The following is a 13475-nucleotide window of genomic DNA, read 5'->3' as shown; positions in this document are numbered from 1 at the left end:
GGCCACGTTAGCACTGAGGGTGACGGCACCGCCTCCTAATAGGCCGACCCTCAACGCTTCCGCGTACGTGGCCAATGCTTCCGTACGCGGCGCCGATCAGCCGGAGTGGTGGAGCTGCCAGCCCTCCCAGGCCGACTCGACCATCTCGCGCACCCCGTGCCGCGCGGTCCAGCCCAGTTCCTCGGCGGCCAGTGCGGCCGAGGCCACCGCGCGCGGGGCGTCGCCCGGGCGGCGGGGCTCGACGATCGCGGGGCGGGTGTCGCCGGTGACCTCGCTGATGAGCGTTACGAGCTCGCGTACCGAAACGCCCTCGCCCCGGCCGATGTTCACCGTCAGATCGCCCGTCACACCGGGCGCGGTCAGCCGCCGGGCCGCTGCGAGGTGGGCCTCGGCGAGGTCGGCGACGTGGATGTAGTCGCGTACGCAGGTGCCGTCCGGCGTCGGATAGTCGTCACCGAAGATCCGCGGGGCCTCGTCGCGGGTGAGCCGGTCGAAGATCATCGGGACGACGTTGAAGACACCGGTGTCGGCCAGTTCGGGTGCCGCGGCGCCCGCCACGTTGAAGTAGCGCAGGCACACGGTGGCGATTCCGTGCGCCCGGCCCGCCGCGCGTACCAGCCACTCACCGGTGAGCTTTGTCTCGCCGTACGGGCTCATCGGGGCGCAGGGGGTGTCCTCCGTGATGAGATCCACATCCGGGTTGCCGTAGACGGCCGCGGACGAGGAGAAGACGAAGCGCTCGATGCCCGCCTCGGCGACCGCTTCGAGGAGCGTAGCGAGCCCTCCCACGTTCTCCGCGTAATAACGGGTGGGCTGGGCCACGGACTGGCCGACCTGCTTGCGCGCGGCGAGATGCACCACTCCCGTCACCGTGTGTTCAGCGAACGTCCGCTTCAGTAGCTCTCCGTCGAGCGATGAGCCCTGAATGAGAGGAATGTCCGACGGGAGCCGATGGGACATCCCGGTCGAGAGATCGTCGAGCGCTATGACGCGCTCTCCCGCATCGGCCATGATCTGTGCCACATGTGCACCGATATAGCCCGCTCCGCCTGTGATCAGCCATGTCATGGTCCTTCACCCTATGCCGGACCGATCGACTCCGGAGCGGGCCGCGATTCTTGCCCTGATAAGCCCCGTTCTGGGACCGCGATTTGGGGCGTGGGGCTCCGATCCTCGATGATGATCGCAGCGGACGCGGCATACAGATCATGCTGATCGGGTCGTGAACAGGCGGTGAACGGCGGATTCTCATCATCCGATAGCCTCTGCCGACACGCCGCCCGGGGCCCCGCCCTGGGTGCCCCCATCGCGTACATGCCCGGCGCCGCGGACGCGTCGGAACCCAGGGAGTGAGTTCGTCTGTCGACCGCCATCCTCACCGGTCAGCCGGTCCCCGGATCGTCGCTCGAGGGCGATCTGCGGTCGCTCGGCTTCGACGTGCGGGTCGCCTCCGACGCGGCCGACGCCGAGACGCTGCTCGCCGCCGTACCCGCTGACCAGCCGGTCGCCGTCGTCGACGCCCGCTTCGTGGGCCACGTCCACGCGCTGCGCCTCGGGCTCACCGACCCCCGCTTCGACGCCTCCGCGATCCCCGGCGCCGTGACCGTCCGCCCCGCCGCCCGTCCCGCGCTGGACCGCGCGCTGCGTACGGCCGCAGGTGACGCCTCGAACGGGTCCGTCGTCGTCGGCATCGTCGCCGACCGGGTCGCCGAGCTGCTCGACACCGAACTGCACCGCCCCGAACTGGGCGAACTCGTCGCCGAAGTGCCCCGCGACCCGCAGGCCCGCAACGAGGCCCGGCAGGCCGTGGCCGCCGTCGACGACGAGGCGATCAGGCTGCGTACGGCCGTGAAGTCCCGCGACGGCTTCTTCACCACGTACTTCATCAGCCCGTACTCCCGCTATCTCGCCCGCTGGTGCGCCCGCCGCGGTCTGACCCCGAATCAGGTCACCACGGCCTCGCTGTTCACCGCGCTCATCGCGGCGGGCTGTGCGGCGACCGGCACCCGCGCCGGCTTCGTCGCCGCCGGGCTCCTGCTCCTCTTCTCCTTCGTCCTGGACTGCACGGACGGCCAGCTCGCCCGCTACTCGCTGCAGTACTCCACGCTCGGCGCCTGGCTCGACGCGACCTTCGACCGCGCCAAGGAGTACGCCTACTACGCGGGCCTCGCGCTCGGCGCGGCCCGCGGCGGTGATGACGTATGGGCCCTCGCCCTCGGCGCGATGGTTTTGCAGACCTGTCGACATGTCGTCGACTTCTCCTTCAACGAGGCGAATCACGACGCCACCGCCAACACCAGCCCCACGGCGGCCCTTTCGGGCCGGCTCGACAGCGTCGGCTGGACAGTCTGGGTACGCAGGATGATCGTCCTGCCGATCGGCGAGCGCTGGGCGATGATCGCCGTCCTCACGGCGGTCACCACTCCTCGTATCACCTTCTACGCGCTGCTCATCGGGTGCGCGTTCGCGGCGACCTACACCACGGCGGGGCGCGTACTGCGGTCCCTGACGCGCAAGGCGCAGCGCACCGACCGGGCGGCGCGGGCGCTGGCGGACCTCGCGGACAGCGGCACGGTCGCGGAGTTGCTGGCGGGGCTGTTGAAGAAGCTGCCCGCCAAGCCGCCGTTCGGACCGCGCGTGCTCGTCGCGCTGTCCGGCGCTGTGATCCTCGTCGCCGCCGTCTGCCTTGAGCCGTACGGCAGTTGGCTGCCCGTCCTCGGCGCCGTGCTCTACACGCTGACCTCGGCCGCGGCCGTCGCGCTGCCCCTCAAGGGCGCCCTGGACTGGCTCGTTCCGCCCGTGTTCCGCACCGCCGAATACGTCACCGTCCTGGTACTGGCAGCCAAAGCCGACGTAAACGGAGCCCTTCCAGCGGCTTTCGGGCTGGTGGGGGCCGTCGCCTACCATCACTACGACACGGTGTACCGCATCCGCGGCAACGCCGGCGCGCCGCCGAACTGGCTGGTGCGGGCGATCGGCGGGCACGAAGGCAGGACGCTGCTGGTCACCGTTCTGGCCGCGCTGCTCGCCGCCACTGATTTCAAGGTCGCGCTCACGGCGCTCGCCGTGGCCGTGGCCCTCGTGGTGCTCGTGGAGAGCATCCGTTTCTGGGTGACCGCCCACAAGCGCGGCGCACCCGCCGTACACGATGAAGGAGAACCCGCATGATCGGCCTCGTGCTGGCGGCCGGCGCCGGACGGCGTCTGCGCCCCTATACCGACACCCTGCCCAAGGCGCTGGTGCCGGTGGGCCCGGAAGGTGACGAGGACAGCATCACCGTGCTCGACCTCACCCTCGGCAACTTCGCCGAGATCGGCCTGACCGAGGTCGCGATCATCGTCGGCTACCGCAAGGAGGCCGTCTACGAGCGCCGCGAGGCCCTCGAGCAGAAGTACGGCCTCAAGATCACCCTCATCGACAACGACAAGGCCGAGGAGTGGAACAACGCCTACTCCCTGTGGTGCGGCCGTGACGCCATCAAGCACTCGGTGATCCTCGCCAACGGCGACACCGTGCACCCGGTCTCCGTCGAGAGGACGCTGCTCGCCGCCCGCGGCGACGGCAAGAAGATCATTCTCGCCCTCGACACGGTGAAGGACCTCGCCGACGAGGAGATGAAGGTCGTCGTCGGCCCCGAGGGCGGCATGACGAAGATCACCAAGCTGATGGACCCGGCCGAGGCGACCGGCGAGTACATCGGCGTCACGCTCATCGAGGGCGAGGCCGCCGACGAGCTGGCCGACGCCCTGAAGACCGTCTTCGAGACCGACCCGCAGCAGTTCTACGAGCACGGCTACCAGGAGCTCGTGAACCGAGGCTTCCGTATCGACGTCGCGCCCATCGGCGACGTCAAGTGGGTCGAGATCGACAACCACGAGGACCTGGCCAAGGGGCGTGTGATCGCGTGCCAGTACTGACGAGGCTCATCCCCTCGCCGGTCGTCGTGGACATCCGTCCGGGCGCCCTGGACGACCTGGCCGGGGTTCTCGCCGACCAGCGGATCTCGCACTCCGGCAAGCTGGCCGTCGCCATCAGCGGCGGCTCCGGGGCCAAACTGCGGGAGCGGTTGGCTCCGGCGATGCCGGGCGCGACCTGGTACGAGGTCGGCGGCGGCACCATCGACGACGCGATCCGGCTCGCCGACGAGATGAAGTCGGGGCACTACGACGCGGTCGTGGGTCTTGGCGGCGGCAAGATCATCGACTGTGCGAAGTTCGCCGCGGCGCGGATCGGCCTCCCGCTGGTCGCCGTCGCCACGAATCTCTCGCACGACGGTCTGTGCTCGCCGGTCGCGACCCTCGACAACGACGCGGGCCGCGGCTCCTACGGCGTACCGAACCCGATCGCGGTGGTCATCGACCTCGACGTGATCCGTGAGGCTCCGGTCCGTTTCGTACGGTCCGGGATCGGCGACGCCCTGTCCAACATCTCCGCGGTCGCGGACTGGGAGCTCGCCAACCGCGAGCAGGGCGAGGCGATCGACGGTCTGGCCGCCGCCATGGCGCGCCAGGCGGGCGAGGCCGTGCTGCGGCACCCCGGCGGCGTCGGTGACGACGGCTTCCTCCAGGTGCTCGCCGAGGGCCTGGTCCTCACCGGTATCTCCATGTCGGTCGCGGGCGACTCCCGCCCCGCCTCCGGTGCCTGCCACGAGATCAACCACGCCTTCGACCTCATGCACCCCAAGCGCGCGGCCAGCCATGGCGAGCAGTGCGGCCTGGGGGCGGCCTTCGCGATGCACCTGCGCGGGGCCCACGAGGAGTCGGCGTACATGGCTGAGGTGCTGCACCGCCACGGGCTGCCCGTCCTTCCGGAGCACATCGGGTTCACCGTGGACGAGTTCGTCGAGGTCGTGAAGTTCGCTCCGAAGACCCGGCCGGGCCGCTACACGATCCTCGAGCACCTCGACCTGTCCACCGACCAGATCAGGGACGCATACGCCGACTATGCAGCCGACTATGCAAAAGCCATCGGTAGCTGAGCTCCGCCCGGTCGTGCACCCCCCGGGTGTCAAGGACCGGCGGAGCGGCGAGCACTGGGCCGGGCGGCTGTACATGCGCGAGCTGTCGCTGCGTATCGACCGGCACCTGGTGAACACGAAGGTCACGCCCAACCAGCTGACCTACCTGATGACCGTCTTCGGCGTCCTCGCCGCCCCGGCCCTGCTGGTGCCGGGGATCCTGGGCGCCGTGCTCGGCGTGCTGATGGTCCAGCTCTACCTGCTGTTCGACTGCGTCGACGGCGAACTCGCCCGCTGGCGCAAGCAGTACTCGCTCGCCGGCGTCTACGTGGACCGGGTCGGCGCCTACCTGTGCGACGCCGCGGTCCTCGTCGGCTTCGGGCTGCGCGCCGCCGACCTGTGGGGCTCCGGGCGGATCGACTGGCTGTGGGCCTTCCTCGGCACCCTCGCCGCTCTCGGCGCGATACTGATCAAGGCCGAGACCGACCTCGTAGGCGTTGCCCGGCACCAGACCGGCAAGCCGCCGGTCCAGGAGTCGGCCTCCGAGCCGCGCACCTCCAGGATGGCGCTGGCCCGTAAGGCCGCTGCCGCGCTGAAGTTCCACCGGCTCGTCCTCGGCGTCGAGGCCTCGCTGCTGATCCTGGTCCTGGCGGTGCTGGACACGGTCCGGGACGATCTGTTCTTCTCGCGGCTCGGCGTCGCCGTGCTGGCCGGCATCGCGCTTCTGCAGACCCTGCTGCACCTGGTGTCCATCCTTGTCTCCAGCAGGCTGAAGTGACGTCCGCCCTGAAGGTCGGCGCGGTGATCATCACCATGGGCAACCGCCCCGACGAACTCCGCGCCCTCCTCGACTCGGTCGCCAAGCAGGACGGCGACCCGGTCGAGGCGGTCGTGGTGGGCAACGGCTCCCCGGTGCCGGACGTCCCCGAGGGCGTACGGACCATCGAGCTGCCGGAGAACCTCGGCATCCCCGGCGGCCGCAACGTCGGCATCGAGGCCTTCGGCCCCGGCGGCAGCGACGTGGACGTCCTTCTCTTCCTGGACGACGACGGCCTGCTCGCCCGCAACGACACCGCCGAGCTGTGCCGCGAGGCCTTCGAGGCCGACCCGAAGCTCGGGATCATCAGCTTCCGCATCGCCGACCCCGACACCGGCGACACGGCGCGCCGCCACGTCCCGCGCCTGCGCGCCGCCGACCCGATGCGCAATTCCCGCGTCACCACGTTCCTCGGCGGCGCCAACGCGGTCCGTACGAAGGTCTTCGCCGAGGTCGGCGGACTGCCTGAGGAGTTCTTCTACGCCCATGAGGAGACCGACCTCGCCTGGCGCGCCCTCGACGCCGGCTGGATGATCGACTACCGCGCGGACATGGTGCTGCACCACCCCACGACCGCCCCCTCCCGGCATGCCGTCTACCACCGCATGGTGGCCCGCAACCGCGTCTGGCTCGCCCGCCGCAACCTGCCGGCCCCCCTGGTCCCCGTATACCTCGGCGTCTGGATGCTGCTCACCCTCGCCCGCCGCCCCTCGCGACCTGCGCTGAAGGCCTGGTTCGGCGGCTTCATCGAGGGCTGGACCACCGCCTGCGGCCCCCGGTGCCCCATGAAGTGGCGTACGGTATGGCGCCTGACTCGACTGGGCCGCCCACCCGTCATCTGACAAGCTCGGTATCTGAGAGCATCGGCGGTACCCGGTCCCTGGCTTTTGCCCAGGCCCGAACCAGGCTGCGCACAAAGAGGACGAAAGTTTCCATCTGTGAGTGAGACAACGCATGACGGGTCAGTCGCGGTGAGCGCCCCCCCGTCGCCCGATGACGGGCTCTCCGCGGCGGACCTCGCCGCCAAGTACGGGCTCGCCGTGAGCGGCGCCCGGCCCGGACTCGTCGAGTACGTCCGCCAGCTCTGGGGACGGCGTCACTTCATCCTCGCCTTCTCACAGGCGAAGCTGACCGCCCAGTACAGCCAGGCGAAGCTCGGCCAACTGTGGCAGGTGGCCACGCCGCTGCTGAACGCGCTCGTCTACTTCCTGATCTTCGGGCTGATTCTCCAGGCCGACCGGGGCATGGGCATCAAGGTCTACATCCCGTTCCTCGTGACCGGTGTCTTCGTCTTCACCTTCACGCAGAGCTCGGTGATGGCCGGCGTCCGGGCGATCTCCGGCAACCTCGGCCTGGTACGCGCGCTGCACTTCCCGCGCGCCTCGCTGCCGATCTCGTTCTCGCTGCAGCAGCTTCAGCAGCTGCTGTTCTCGATGATCGTGCTGTTCTGCGTCACGGTCGGCTTCGGCAGCTATCCCTCGCTCAAGTGGCTGGCGATCGTCCCGATCCTGGCCCTGCAGTTCCTGTTCAACATGGGGCTCGCGATGATCATGGCGAGGCTCGGCAGCAAGACGCCGGACCTCGCACAGCTGATGCCGTTCGTGATGCGTACGTGGATGTACGCGTCCGGCGTCATGTTCTCGATCCCGCTCATGCTCAAGGACCGCGACCTCCCGGTCTGGGTCACGGACGTCCTGCAGTGGAATCCGGCTGCCATCTACATGGACCTGATGCGCTGGGCGCTGATCGACGGCTACGAGTGGGACGTCAATCTGCCGCCGTTCGCCTGGCTGGTTGCCGTCGGCTGGGCCGTACTCGTCGCCGCGGGTGGCTTTGTGTACTTCTGGAAGGCAGAGGAGCGCTACGGCCGTGGCTGAGCAGAGGACCGACTCCCACATCCCCACTGTCATCGCCGACGACCTGCACATCGTCTACCGCGTCAACGGTGCGAAGACAGGCAAGGGCAGCGCCACCTCGGCGCTCAGCCGCATACTCAGGCGAGGTAGCGAGGAGCGCGGCGTCCGCAAGGTGCACGCCGTGCGCGGCGTCTCCTTCATCGCCTACCGCGGCGAGGCAATCGGCCTGATCGGCTCCAACGGCTCCGGTAAGTCCACGCTGCTGCGCGCCATCGCCGGACTCCTGCCCGCCGAGGAGGGCAAGGTCTACACCGACGGCCAGCCCTCGCTCCTCGGCGTGAACGCGGCCCTGATGAACGACCTGACCGGCGAGCGGAACGTCATCCTCGGCGGACTCGCGATGGGCATGACCCGCGAGCAGATCCGCGAGCGCTACCAGGAAATCGTCGACTTCTCCGGCATCAACGAGAAGGGCGACTTCATCACGCTGCCGATGCGGACGTACTCCTCCGGCATGGCCGCCCGCCTGCGCTTTTCCATCGCCGCCGCCAAGGACCACGACGTCCTGATGATCGACGAGGCCCTCGCGACCGGCGACCGCTCCTTCCAAAAGCGCTCCGAGGCCCGCATCCGCGAGCTGCGCAAGAGCGCGGGCACGGTCTTCCTCGTCAGCCACAACAACAAGTCGATCCGCGACACCTGCGACCGCGTCCTGTGGCTGGAGCGCGGCGAGCTGCGCATGGACGGCCCGACCGACGAGGTCCTCAAGGAGTACGAGAAGTTCACCGGCAGGTAGGCCGGGCCACACCCTGACGACCTCGCCGGGAGCGCCTCCGGCGAGGTCCCTCGTGCCGTGCCCGTACAAGGGACGATCAAGCCGGGTAAAAGAGGATGTCAACTCTGGGCTGCCGTAGGAAGCTTGACGCCAATCGGTGTGTTGTTGTGATGTCCAGGACACCCAGGCGAAGCACGGAACGTTGTACAACGTAAGCTGTACCGGTGCTTATTCGCGGCAAGTAGGGCGATAATGCGCGAGACCGGCGCTCCGCGAAGGCGCGGACGTCCGGGCGGCGTGTCCGAAATGGGCGCATATTGGGTCGGCGGTGTAGAACGGGAGACGTGACGGCAATGGCTACGGAAACTCTCCAGCTCCGCGAAGCGTGTGCCGTCCTTGTACCGGGCAGTGAGCGGTGACGGCCGCCGGGACCGTACGCGCCCCCGGCCCGGAGCGCACCACCCTCGACAAGGCCGCGTACGAGAACTTCCCCGTGGCCCCCTTCTTCCTGCCCAGGGCCTGGCGCACCGAACTCATGGCCGTGTACGGCTTCGCCCGCCTCGTCGACGACATCGGCGACGGCGACCTGGCCCCCGGCGGCGCCGACGCCCGCCTCCTCGGCGTGGCCCCCGAACAGGCCGAGGACCGCCTCGTCCTCCTCGACGCCTTCGAGGCCGACCTCCGCAGGGTCTTCGACGCGACCCCGCGCCACCCGCTCCTGCGCCGCCTCCAGCCGACGGTCCGCCGCGCCGGCCTCAGCCCCGAGCCGTTCCTCGGGCTGATCGCGGCCAACCGCCAGGACCAGCTCGTCAAGCGGTACGAGACGTACGACGACCTTCTCGCCTACTGCGAGCTCTCCGCCAACCCGGTCGGCCGCCTCGTCCTCGCCGTCACCGGCACCTCGACACCGGAGCGGGTGCGGCTCTCCGACACCGTCTGCACGGCACTCCAGATCGTCGAGCACCTCCAGGACGTCAGCGAGGACCTCGGCCGCGACCGCGTCTATCTGCCGGCCGAGGACATGAAACGGTTCCATGTCCAAGAGGCGGATCTCGCCCTGCCCACAGCGGGCGCATCGGTGCGCGCGCTGGTCGCCTTCGAAGCCGAACGCGCCCGGGACCTCCTGAATGAAGGCACCCCCCTCGTGGGTAGCGTCCACGGCAGGCTGAAGCTGCTGCTCGCCGGATTCGTGGCAGGGGGGAAGGCGGCAATCCACGCGATGCGCACCGCCGAATACGACGTACTTTCCGGCCCGCCCAAACCGGCCAGGCTCCGGCTGCTCCGCGAGGCGGGCATGACTCTGCGAGGAGAGGGGTGATCCGGGCCGTGGAGTCTCCCACGCACGTGTCCGCACCGGTACTCGCCGCATACAGCTACTGCGAGGCAGTGACCGGACAGCAGGCCCGTAACTTCGCGTACGGCATCAGACTCCTGCCGACGCACAAGCGCCGGGCCATGTCGGCGCTCTACGCGTTCTCGCGGCGGGTCGACGACATCGGCGACGGCGCGCTCGCACCCGAGGTCAAGGCGGCCCGCCTGGAGGACACCCGGGCGCTGCTCGCCCGGGTCAGGGACCGCTCCGTGGACGAGGACGACACCGACCCGGTGGCCGTCGCGCTGAGTCACACCGCGGTCCACTTCCCCATTCCGCTCGGCGGCCTCGACGAACTCATCGACGGCGTCCTGATGGACGTACGCGGCGAGACCTACGAGACCTGGGACGACCTGAAGGTCTACTGCCGCTGCGTGGCCGGGGCGATCGGGCGGCTCTCGCTCGGGGTGTTCGGCACCGAACCTGGGGCGCGCGGAGTCGAGCGCGCTCCCGAGTACGCCGACACACTCGGCCTCGCGCTCCAACTGACCAATATTCTCAGGGACGTTCGCGAGGACGCCGAAGACGGGCGGACCTATCTGCCCGCGGACGATCTCGCGAAGTTCGGCTGCTCGGCCGGGTTCAAGGACACCCGGCCACCGGAGGGTTCCGACTTCGCGGGCCTGGTGCACTTCGAGGTGCGCAGGGCCCGCGCTCTGTTCGCGGAGGGCTACCGGCTGCTGCCCATGCTGGACCGACGCAGCGGCGCCTGCGTCGCCGCGATGGCCGGCATCTACCGCCGACTGCTGGAGCGCATCGAGCGCGAGCCGGAGGCAGTGCTGCGCGGCCGGGTCTCACTGCCCGGACGCGAGAAGGCATACGTCGCCGTGCGCGGCCTCTCCGGTCTCGACGCCCGGCATGTCTCCCGCGGAACCGTCAGGAGGCGCGCCTGATGGACACTCTGGGCCAAGATGACACAACTCCTGGGAAACGGTGCGCAACCCTCCGGTCGGCGACGGCGTCCCTGACTTCAACGGCCAGCCGTGCACCGCTCCATCGCCACGGCACGGCCGCGGGGGAGGGCGCACGATGAGCGACACCACACAGGCCGAAGGGTTCGACGCGGACTGCCACGAACGGGCAGCGGTTGTGGTCGGCGGCGGGCTCGCCGGGATCACCGCAGCACTGACGCTCGCCGACGCGGGCGTACGCGTCACGCTGCTCGAAGGCCGGCCGCGGCTCGGCGGGCTCGCCTTCTCCTTCCAGCGCGGCGACCTCACCGTGGACAACGGCCAGCATGTGTACCTGCGCTGCTGTACCGCGTACCGCTGGTTTCTCGACCGGGTCGACGGAGTCGAACTCGCACCGCTGCAGAACCGGCTCGACGTGCCCGTACTCGACCTGGCGAAACGGGCGGGCAGCCGGCTCGGGAGACTACGGCGCGACGCGCTGCCCGTACCGCTGCATCTCGGACGCAGCCTCGCCACGTATCCGCATCTCTCGCTCGCCGAGCGCGCCAAGGTCGGACGTGCCGCGCTCGCGCTCAAGGCACTCGACCTCGCCGACCCGGCCCTCGACACCGAGGACTTCGGCAGCTGGCTGACCCGGCACGGTCAGTCGGCGCGTGCCGTCGAAGCACTGTGGGACCTCGTCGGGGTCGCCACCCTCAACGCGGTGGCCGGCGATGCCTCGCTCGGGCTCGCCGCGATGGTGTTCAAGACCGGTCTGCTGTCCGACCCGGGCGCGGCCGACATCGGCTGGGCGCGCGTCCCGCTGGGCGAGCTGCATGACCTGAGGGCGCGCAAGGCGCTCGACTCCGCGGGCGTCCGTACCGAAGTGAGAACACGGGTCACCTCCATCTCCCACCACGAGAACGGGCGTTGGAAGGTTCAGGTTCCCGGCGAGACGCTCCACGCCGACGCGGTCGTGCTCGCCGTACCCCAGCGCGAGGCCCACGATCTGCTGCCCGAGGGCGTGCTCGACGCCCCCGAGCGGCTGCTCGAGATCGGCACCGCGCCCATCCTCAACATCCATGTCGTGTACGACCGCAAGGTGCTCGCCAAGCCCTTCTTCGCCGCGCTCGGCAGCCCCGTGCAGTGGGTCTTCGACCGGACCGAGGCATCCGGCCTCCGCGAGGGCCAGTACCTCGCGCTGTCGCAGTCGGCCGCACACGACGAGATCGACGCCCCCGTATCCGAACTGCGCGAGCGCTATCTGCCGGAGCTGGAGCGGCTGCTGCCGGGCACGCGCGGCGCCGAGGTACGGGACTTCTTCGTGACCAGGGAGCGCACCGCGACGTTCGCTCCCACCCCAGGCGTCGGGCGGCTGCGGCCCGGCGCCCGCACCAAGGCACCCGGCCTCTGCCTGGCCGGAGCGTGGACCGCCACAGGGTGGCCCGCGACCATGGAGAGTGCGGTCCGCAGTGGCGTGAGTGCGGCAGGTGTCGCGCTGAGCGCCCTGGGCCGGCCTCGCGATCATCTCTTCGAGCTCTTCGAGGAGGCGGCGTGACGCTTGATCTGAGCGGAGCAGGCTCCCGCACCCCCCGTATCGCCAATAGAGGAGAGACTGTGCCCACTGTGCCCCCGGCATCGACGCCCGCTCGAGGGACCTCGGTGGACGTGACCGCGCTCCTGGGGCGCGGCCGGACCCTGGCCACACCGGTACTGCGGGCGGCCATCGACCGCCTGGCCCCTCCCATGGACACCGTCGCCGCCTACCACTTCGGCTGGATCGACGCCGAGGGCAACCCCGCGGACGGCGACGGCGGCAAGGCCGTACGCCCCGCGCTCGCCGTCCTGTCCGCGCAGGCCGCCGGAGCCGCCCCCGAGGTGGGCGTGCCGGGTGCGGTCGCCGTTGAACTGGTGCACAACTTCTCGCTGCTGCACGACGACCTGATGGACGGCGACGAACAGCGCCGGCACCGCGACACCGTGTGGAAGGTGCACGGCCCCGCCCAGGCCATCCTCGTCGGCGACGCCCTGTTCGCGCTGGCCAACGAGATCCTCCTGGAACTCGGCACGGCCGAGGCGGGTCGCGCCACGCGCCGCCTGACCACCGCCACCCGCGCATTGATCGACGGTCAGGCGCAGGACATCTCCTACGAGCACCGGGAGCGGGTCACCGTCGCGGAGTGCCTGGAGATGGAGGGCAACAAGACGGGCGCTCTGCTGGCCTGCGCCTGCTCCATCGGCGCGGTGCTCGGCGGCGCCGACGACCACACGGCCGACACGCTGGAGAAGTACGGCTACCACCTCGGCCTCGCCTTCCAGGCCGTGGACGATCTGCTGGGCATCTGGGGCGACCCGGAGGCCACCGGCAAGCGGCCCTGGAGCGATCTGCGCCAGCGCAAGAAGTCCCTGCCGGTCGTGGCCGCTCTCGCGGCGGGCGGACCGGCCTCCGAACGGCTCGGCGAACTGCTCGCCGAGGACGCCAAGGCCAGTGACTTCGAGAACTTCTCCGAGGAGGAGTTCGCCACGCGTGCCGCGCTCATCGAGGAGGCGGGCGGCCGCGAGTGGACCGCTCAGGAGGCCCGCCGCCAGCACACGACCGCCATCGACGCCCTGGACTCGATCTCGATGCCTGACCGGGTACGGGCCGAGCTGGTGGCGCTCGCCGACTTCGTCGTCGTACGAAAGAGATGATCACTATCGGTCGAATAGCCCTCGCGTAGTCGCCGGCCGGTGTCGCGGGAACCCGAGCACCGGCCGACGGCGGACCCACAGCAGAACGCACCGATTGCACACTGCACGAAGGGGAAG

Annotated in this window: 12 protein-coding genes and 1 pseudogene; 12 read left to right on the top strand and 1 reads right to left on the bottom strand. The window is 69.9% G+C overall.

Features of this window, described 5'->3' with window-relative positions; genetic code table 11:
* Positions 1-96: 96 nt before the first annotated feature.
* Positions 97-1068 carry a UDP-glucose 4-epimerase GalE gene (gene galE / locus ACQEVY_RS07020; protein WP_432945923.1) on the bottom strand — a complete coding sequence of 324 codons (972 nt, stop codon included), beginning with the start codon at positions 1066-1068 and terminating at the stop codon, positions 97-99.
* 291 nt (positions 1069-1359) lie between these two features.
* Between galE and ACQEVY_RS07015 the strand changes: the two genes are divergently transcribed.
* The 12 genes and pseudogenes from ACQEVY_RS07015 (at position 1360) to ACQEVY_RS06960 (ending at position 13358) form a co-directional block, all read left to right on the top strand.
* Complete coding sequence (locus ACQEVY_RS07015) at positions 1360-3168, top strand: DUF5941 domain-containing protein (protein WP_432955102.1); 1809 nt, start codon at positions 1360-1362, stop codon at positions 3166-3168.
* Positions 3165-3917 (top strand): sugar phosphate nucleotidyltransferase, encoded by a 753-nt coding sequence (locus ACQEVY_RS07010; RefSeq protein WP_432945921.1) that lies wholly within the window; start codon positions 3165-3167, stop codon positions 3915-3917. The genes ACQEVY_RS07015 and ACQEVY_RS07010 overlap by 4 nt, the downstream gene beginning before the upstream one ends.
* Positions 3905-4978, top strand: a complete 1074-nt coding sequence (locus ACQEVY_RS07005) for an iron-containing alcohol dehydrogenase family protein (RefSeq protein WP_432945919.1) — start codon at positions 3905-3907, stop codon at positions 4976-4978. Before ACQEVY_RS07010 ends, ACQEVY_RS07005 begins: the two co-directional genes overlap by 13 nt.
* Positions 4956-5735, top strand: a complete 780-nt coding sequence (locus ACQEVY_RS07000; RefSeq protein ID WP_432945917.1) for a CDP-alcohol phosphatidyltransferase family protein — start codon at positions 4956-4958, stop codon at positions 5733-5735. Before ACQEVY_RS07005 ends, ACQEVY_RS07000 begins: the two co-directional genes overlap by 23 nt.
* Complete coding sequence (locus ACQEVY_RS06995) at positions 5732-6616, top strand: glycosyltransferase family 2 protein (protein ID WP_432945915.1); 885 nt, start codon at positions 5732-5734, stop codon at positions 6614-6616. The genes ACQEVY_RS07000 and ACQEVY_RS06995 overlap by 4 nt, the downstream gene beginning before the upstream one ends.
* A gap of 96 nt (positions 6617-6712) precedes the next feature.
* The gene (locus tag ACQEVY_RS06990; RefSeq protein WP_432945913.1) at positions 6713-7651 is read left to right on the top strand and encodes an ABC transporter permease; all 939 of its coding nucleotides are present in this window, start codon (positions 6713-6715) and stop codon (positions 7649-7651) included.
* Positions 7644-8426: an ABC transporter ATP-binding protein gene (locus ACQEVY_RS06985; RefSeq protein WP_432945911.1), complete on the top strand. Its 783-nt coding sequence runs from the start codon at positions 7644-7646 to the stop codon at positions 8424-8426. The genes ACQEVY_RS06990 and ACQEVY_RS06985 overlap by 8 nt, the downstream gene beginning before the upstream one ends.
* A 394-nt stretch (positions 8427-8820) precedes the next feature.
* Positions 8821-9723: a squalene synthase HpnC gene (gene hpnC, locus ACQEVY_RS06980; RefSeq protein WP_432945909.1), complete on the top strand. Its 903-nt coding sequence runs from the start codon at positions 8821-8823 to the stop codon at positions 9721-9723.
* A complete protein-coding gene (gene hpnD, locus ACQEVY_RS06975) occupies positions 9720-10670 on the top strand; it encodes a presqualene diphosphate synthase HpnD (RefSeq protein ID WP_432945907.1) in 951 nt (316 codons plus the stop codon). The genes hpnC and hpnD overlap by 4 nt, the downstream gene beginning before the upstream one ends.
* Positions 10670-10747, top strand: a pseudogene (locus ACQEVY_RS06970) (DUF6380 family protein); the annotation flags it as partial. The gene hpnD and the pseudogene ACQEVY_RS06970, both read left to right, overlap by 1 nt.
* Positions 10711-12225 carry a hydroxysqualene dehydroxylase HpnE gene (hpnE, locus tag ACQEVY_RS06965; RefSeq protein ID WP_432945905.1) on the top strand — a complete coding sequence of 505 codons (1515 nt, stop codon included), beginning with the start codon at positions 10711-10713 and terminating at the stop codon, positions 12223-12225. The pseudogene ACQEVY_RS06970 and the gene hpnE, both read left to right, overlap by 37 nt.
* A gap of 59 nt (positions 12226-12284) precedes the next feature.
* A complete protein-coding gene (locus tag ACQEVY_RS06960; protein WP_432945903.1) occupies positions 12285-13358 on the top strand; it encodes a polyprenyl synthetase family protein in 1074 nt (357 codons plus the stop codon).
* Positions 13359-13475 lie beyond the last annotated feature (117 nt).

The organism is Streptomyces sp. CA-288835, from assembly GCF_050936385.1.
Taxonomy (GTDB): domain Bacteria; phylum Actinomycetota; class Actinomycetes; order Streptomycetales; family Streptomycetaceae; genus Streptomyces.
The sequence above is the reverse complement of the archived record's forward strand: the minus strand, read 5'-3'. Positions and strand labels throughout refer to the sequence as shown.

What these genes read in the sequence shown, in the direction of transcription:
- galE (WP_432945923.1), bottom strand. Translation starts at nt 1,068, where the DNA reads ATGACATGGCTGATCACAGGCGGAGCGGGCTATATCGGTGCACATGTG.
- ACQEVY_RS07010 (WP_432945921.1), top strand. Translation starts at nt 3,165, where the DNA reads ATGATCGGCCTCGTGCTGGCGGCCGGCGCCGGACGGCGTCTGCGCCCC.
- ACQEVY_RS07000 (WP_432945917.1), top strand. Translation starts at nt 4,956, where the DNA reads ATGCAAAAGCCATCGGTAGCTGAGCTCCGCCCGGTCGTGCACCCCCCG.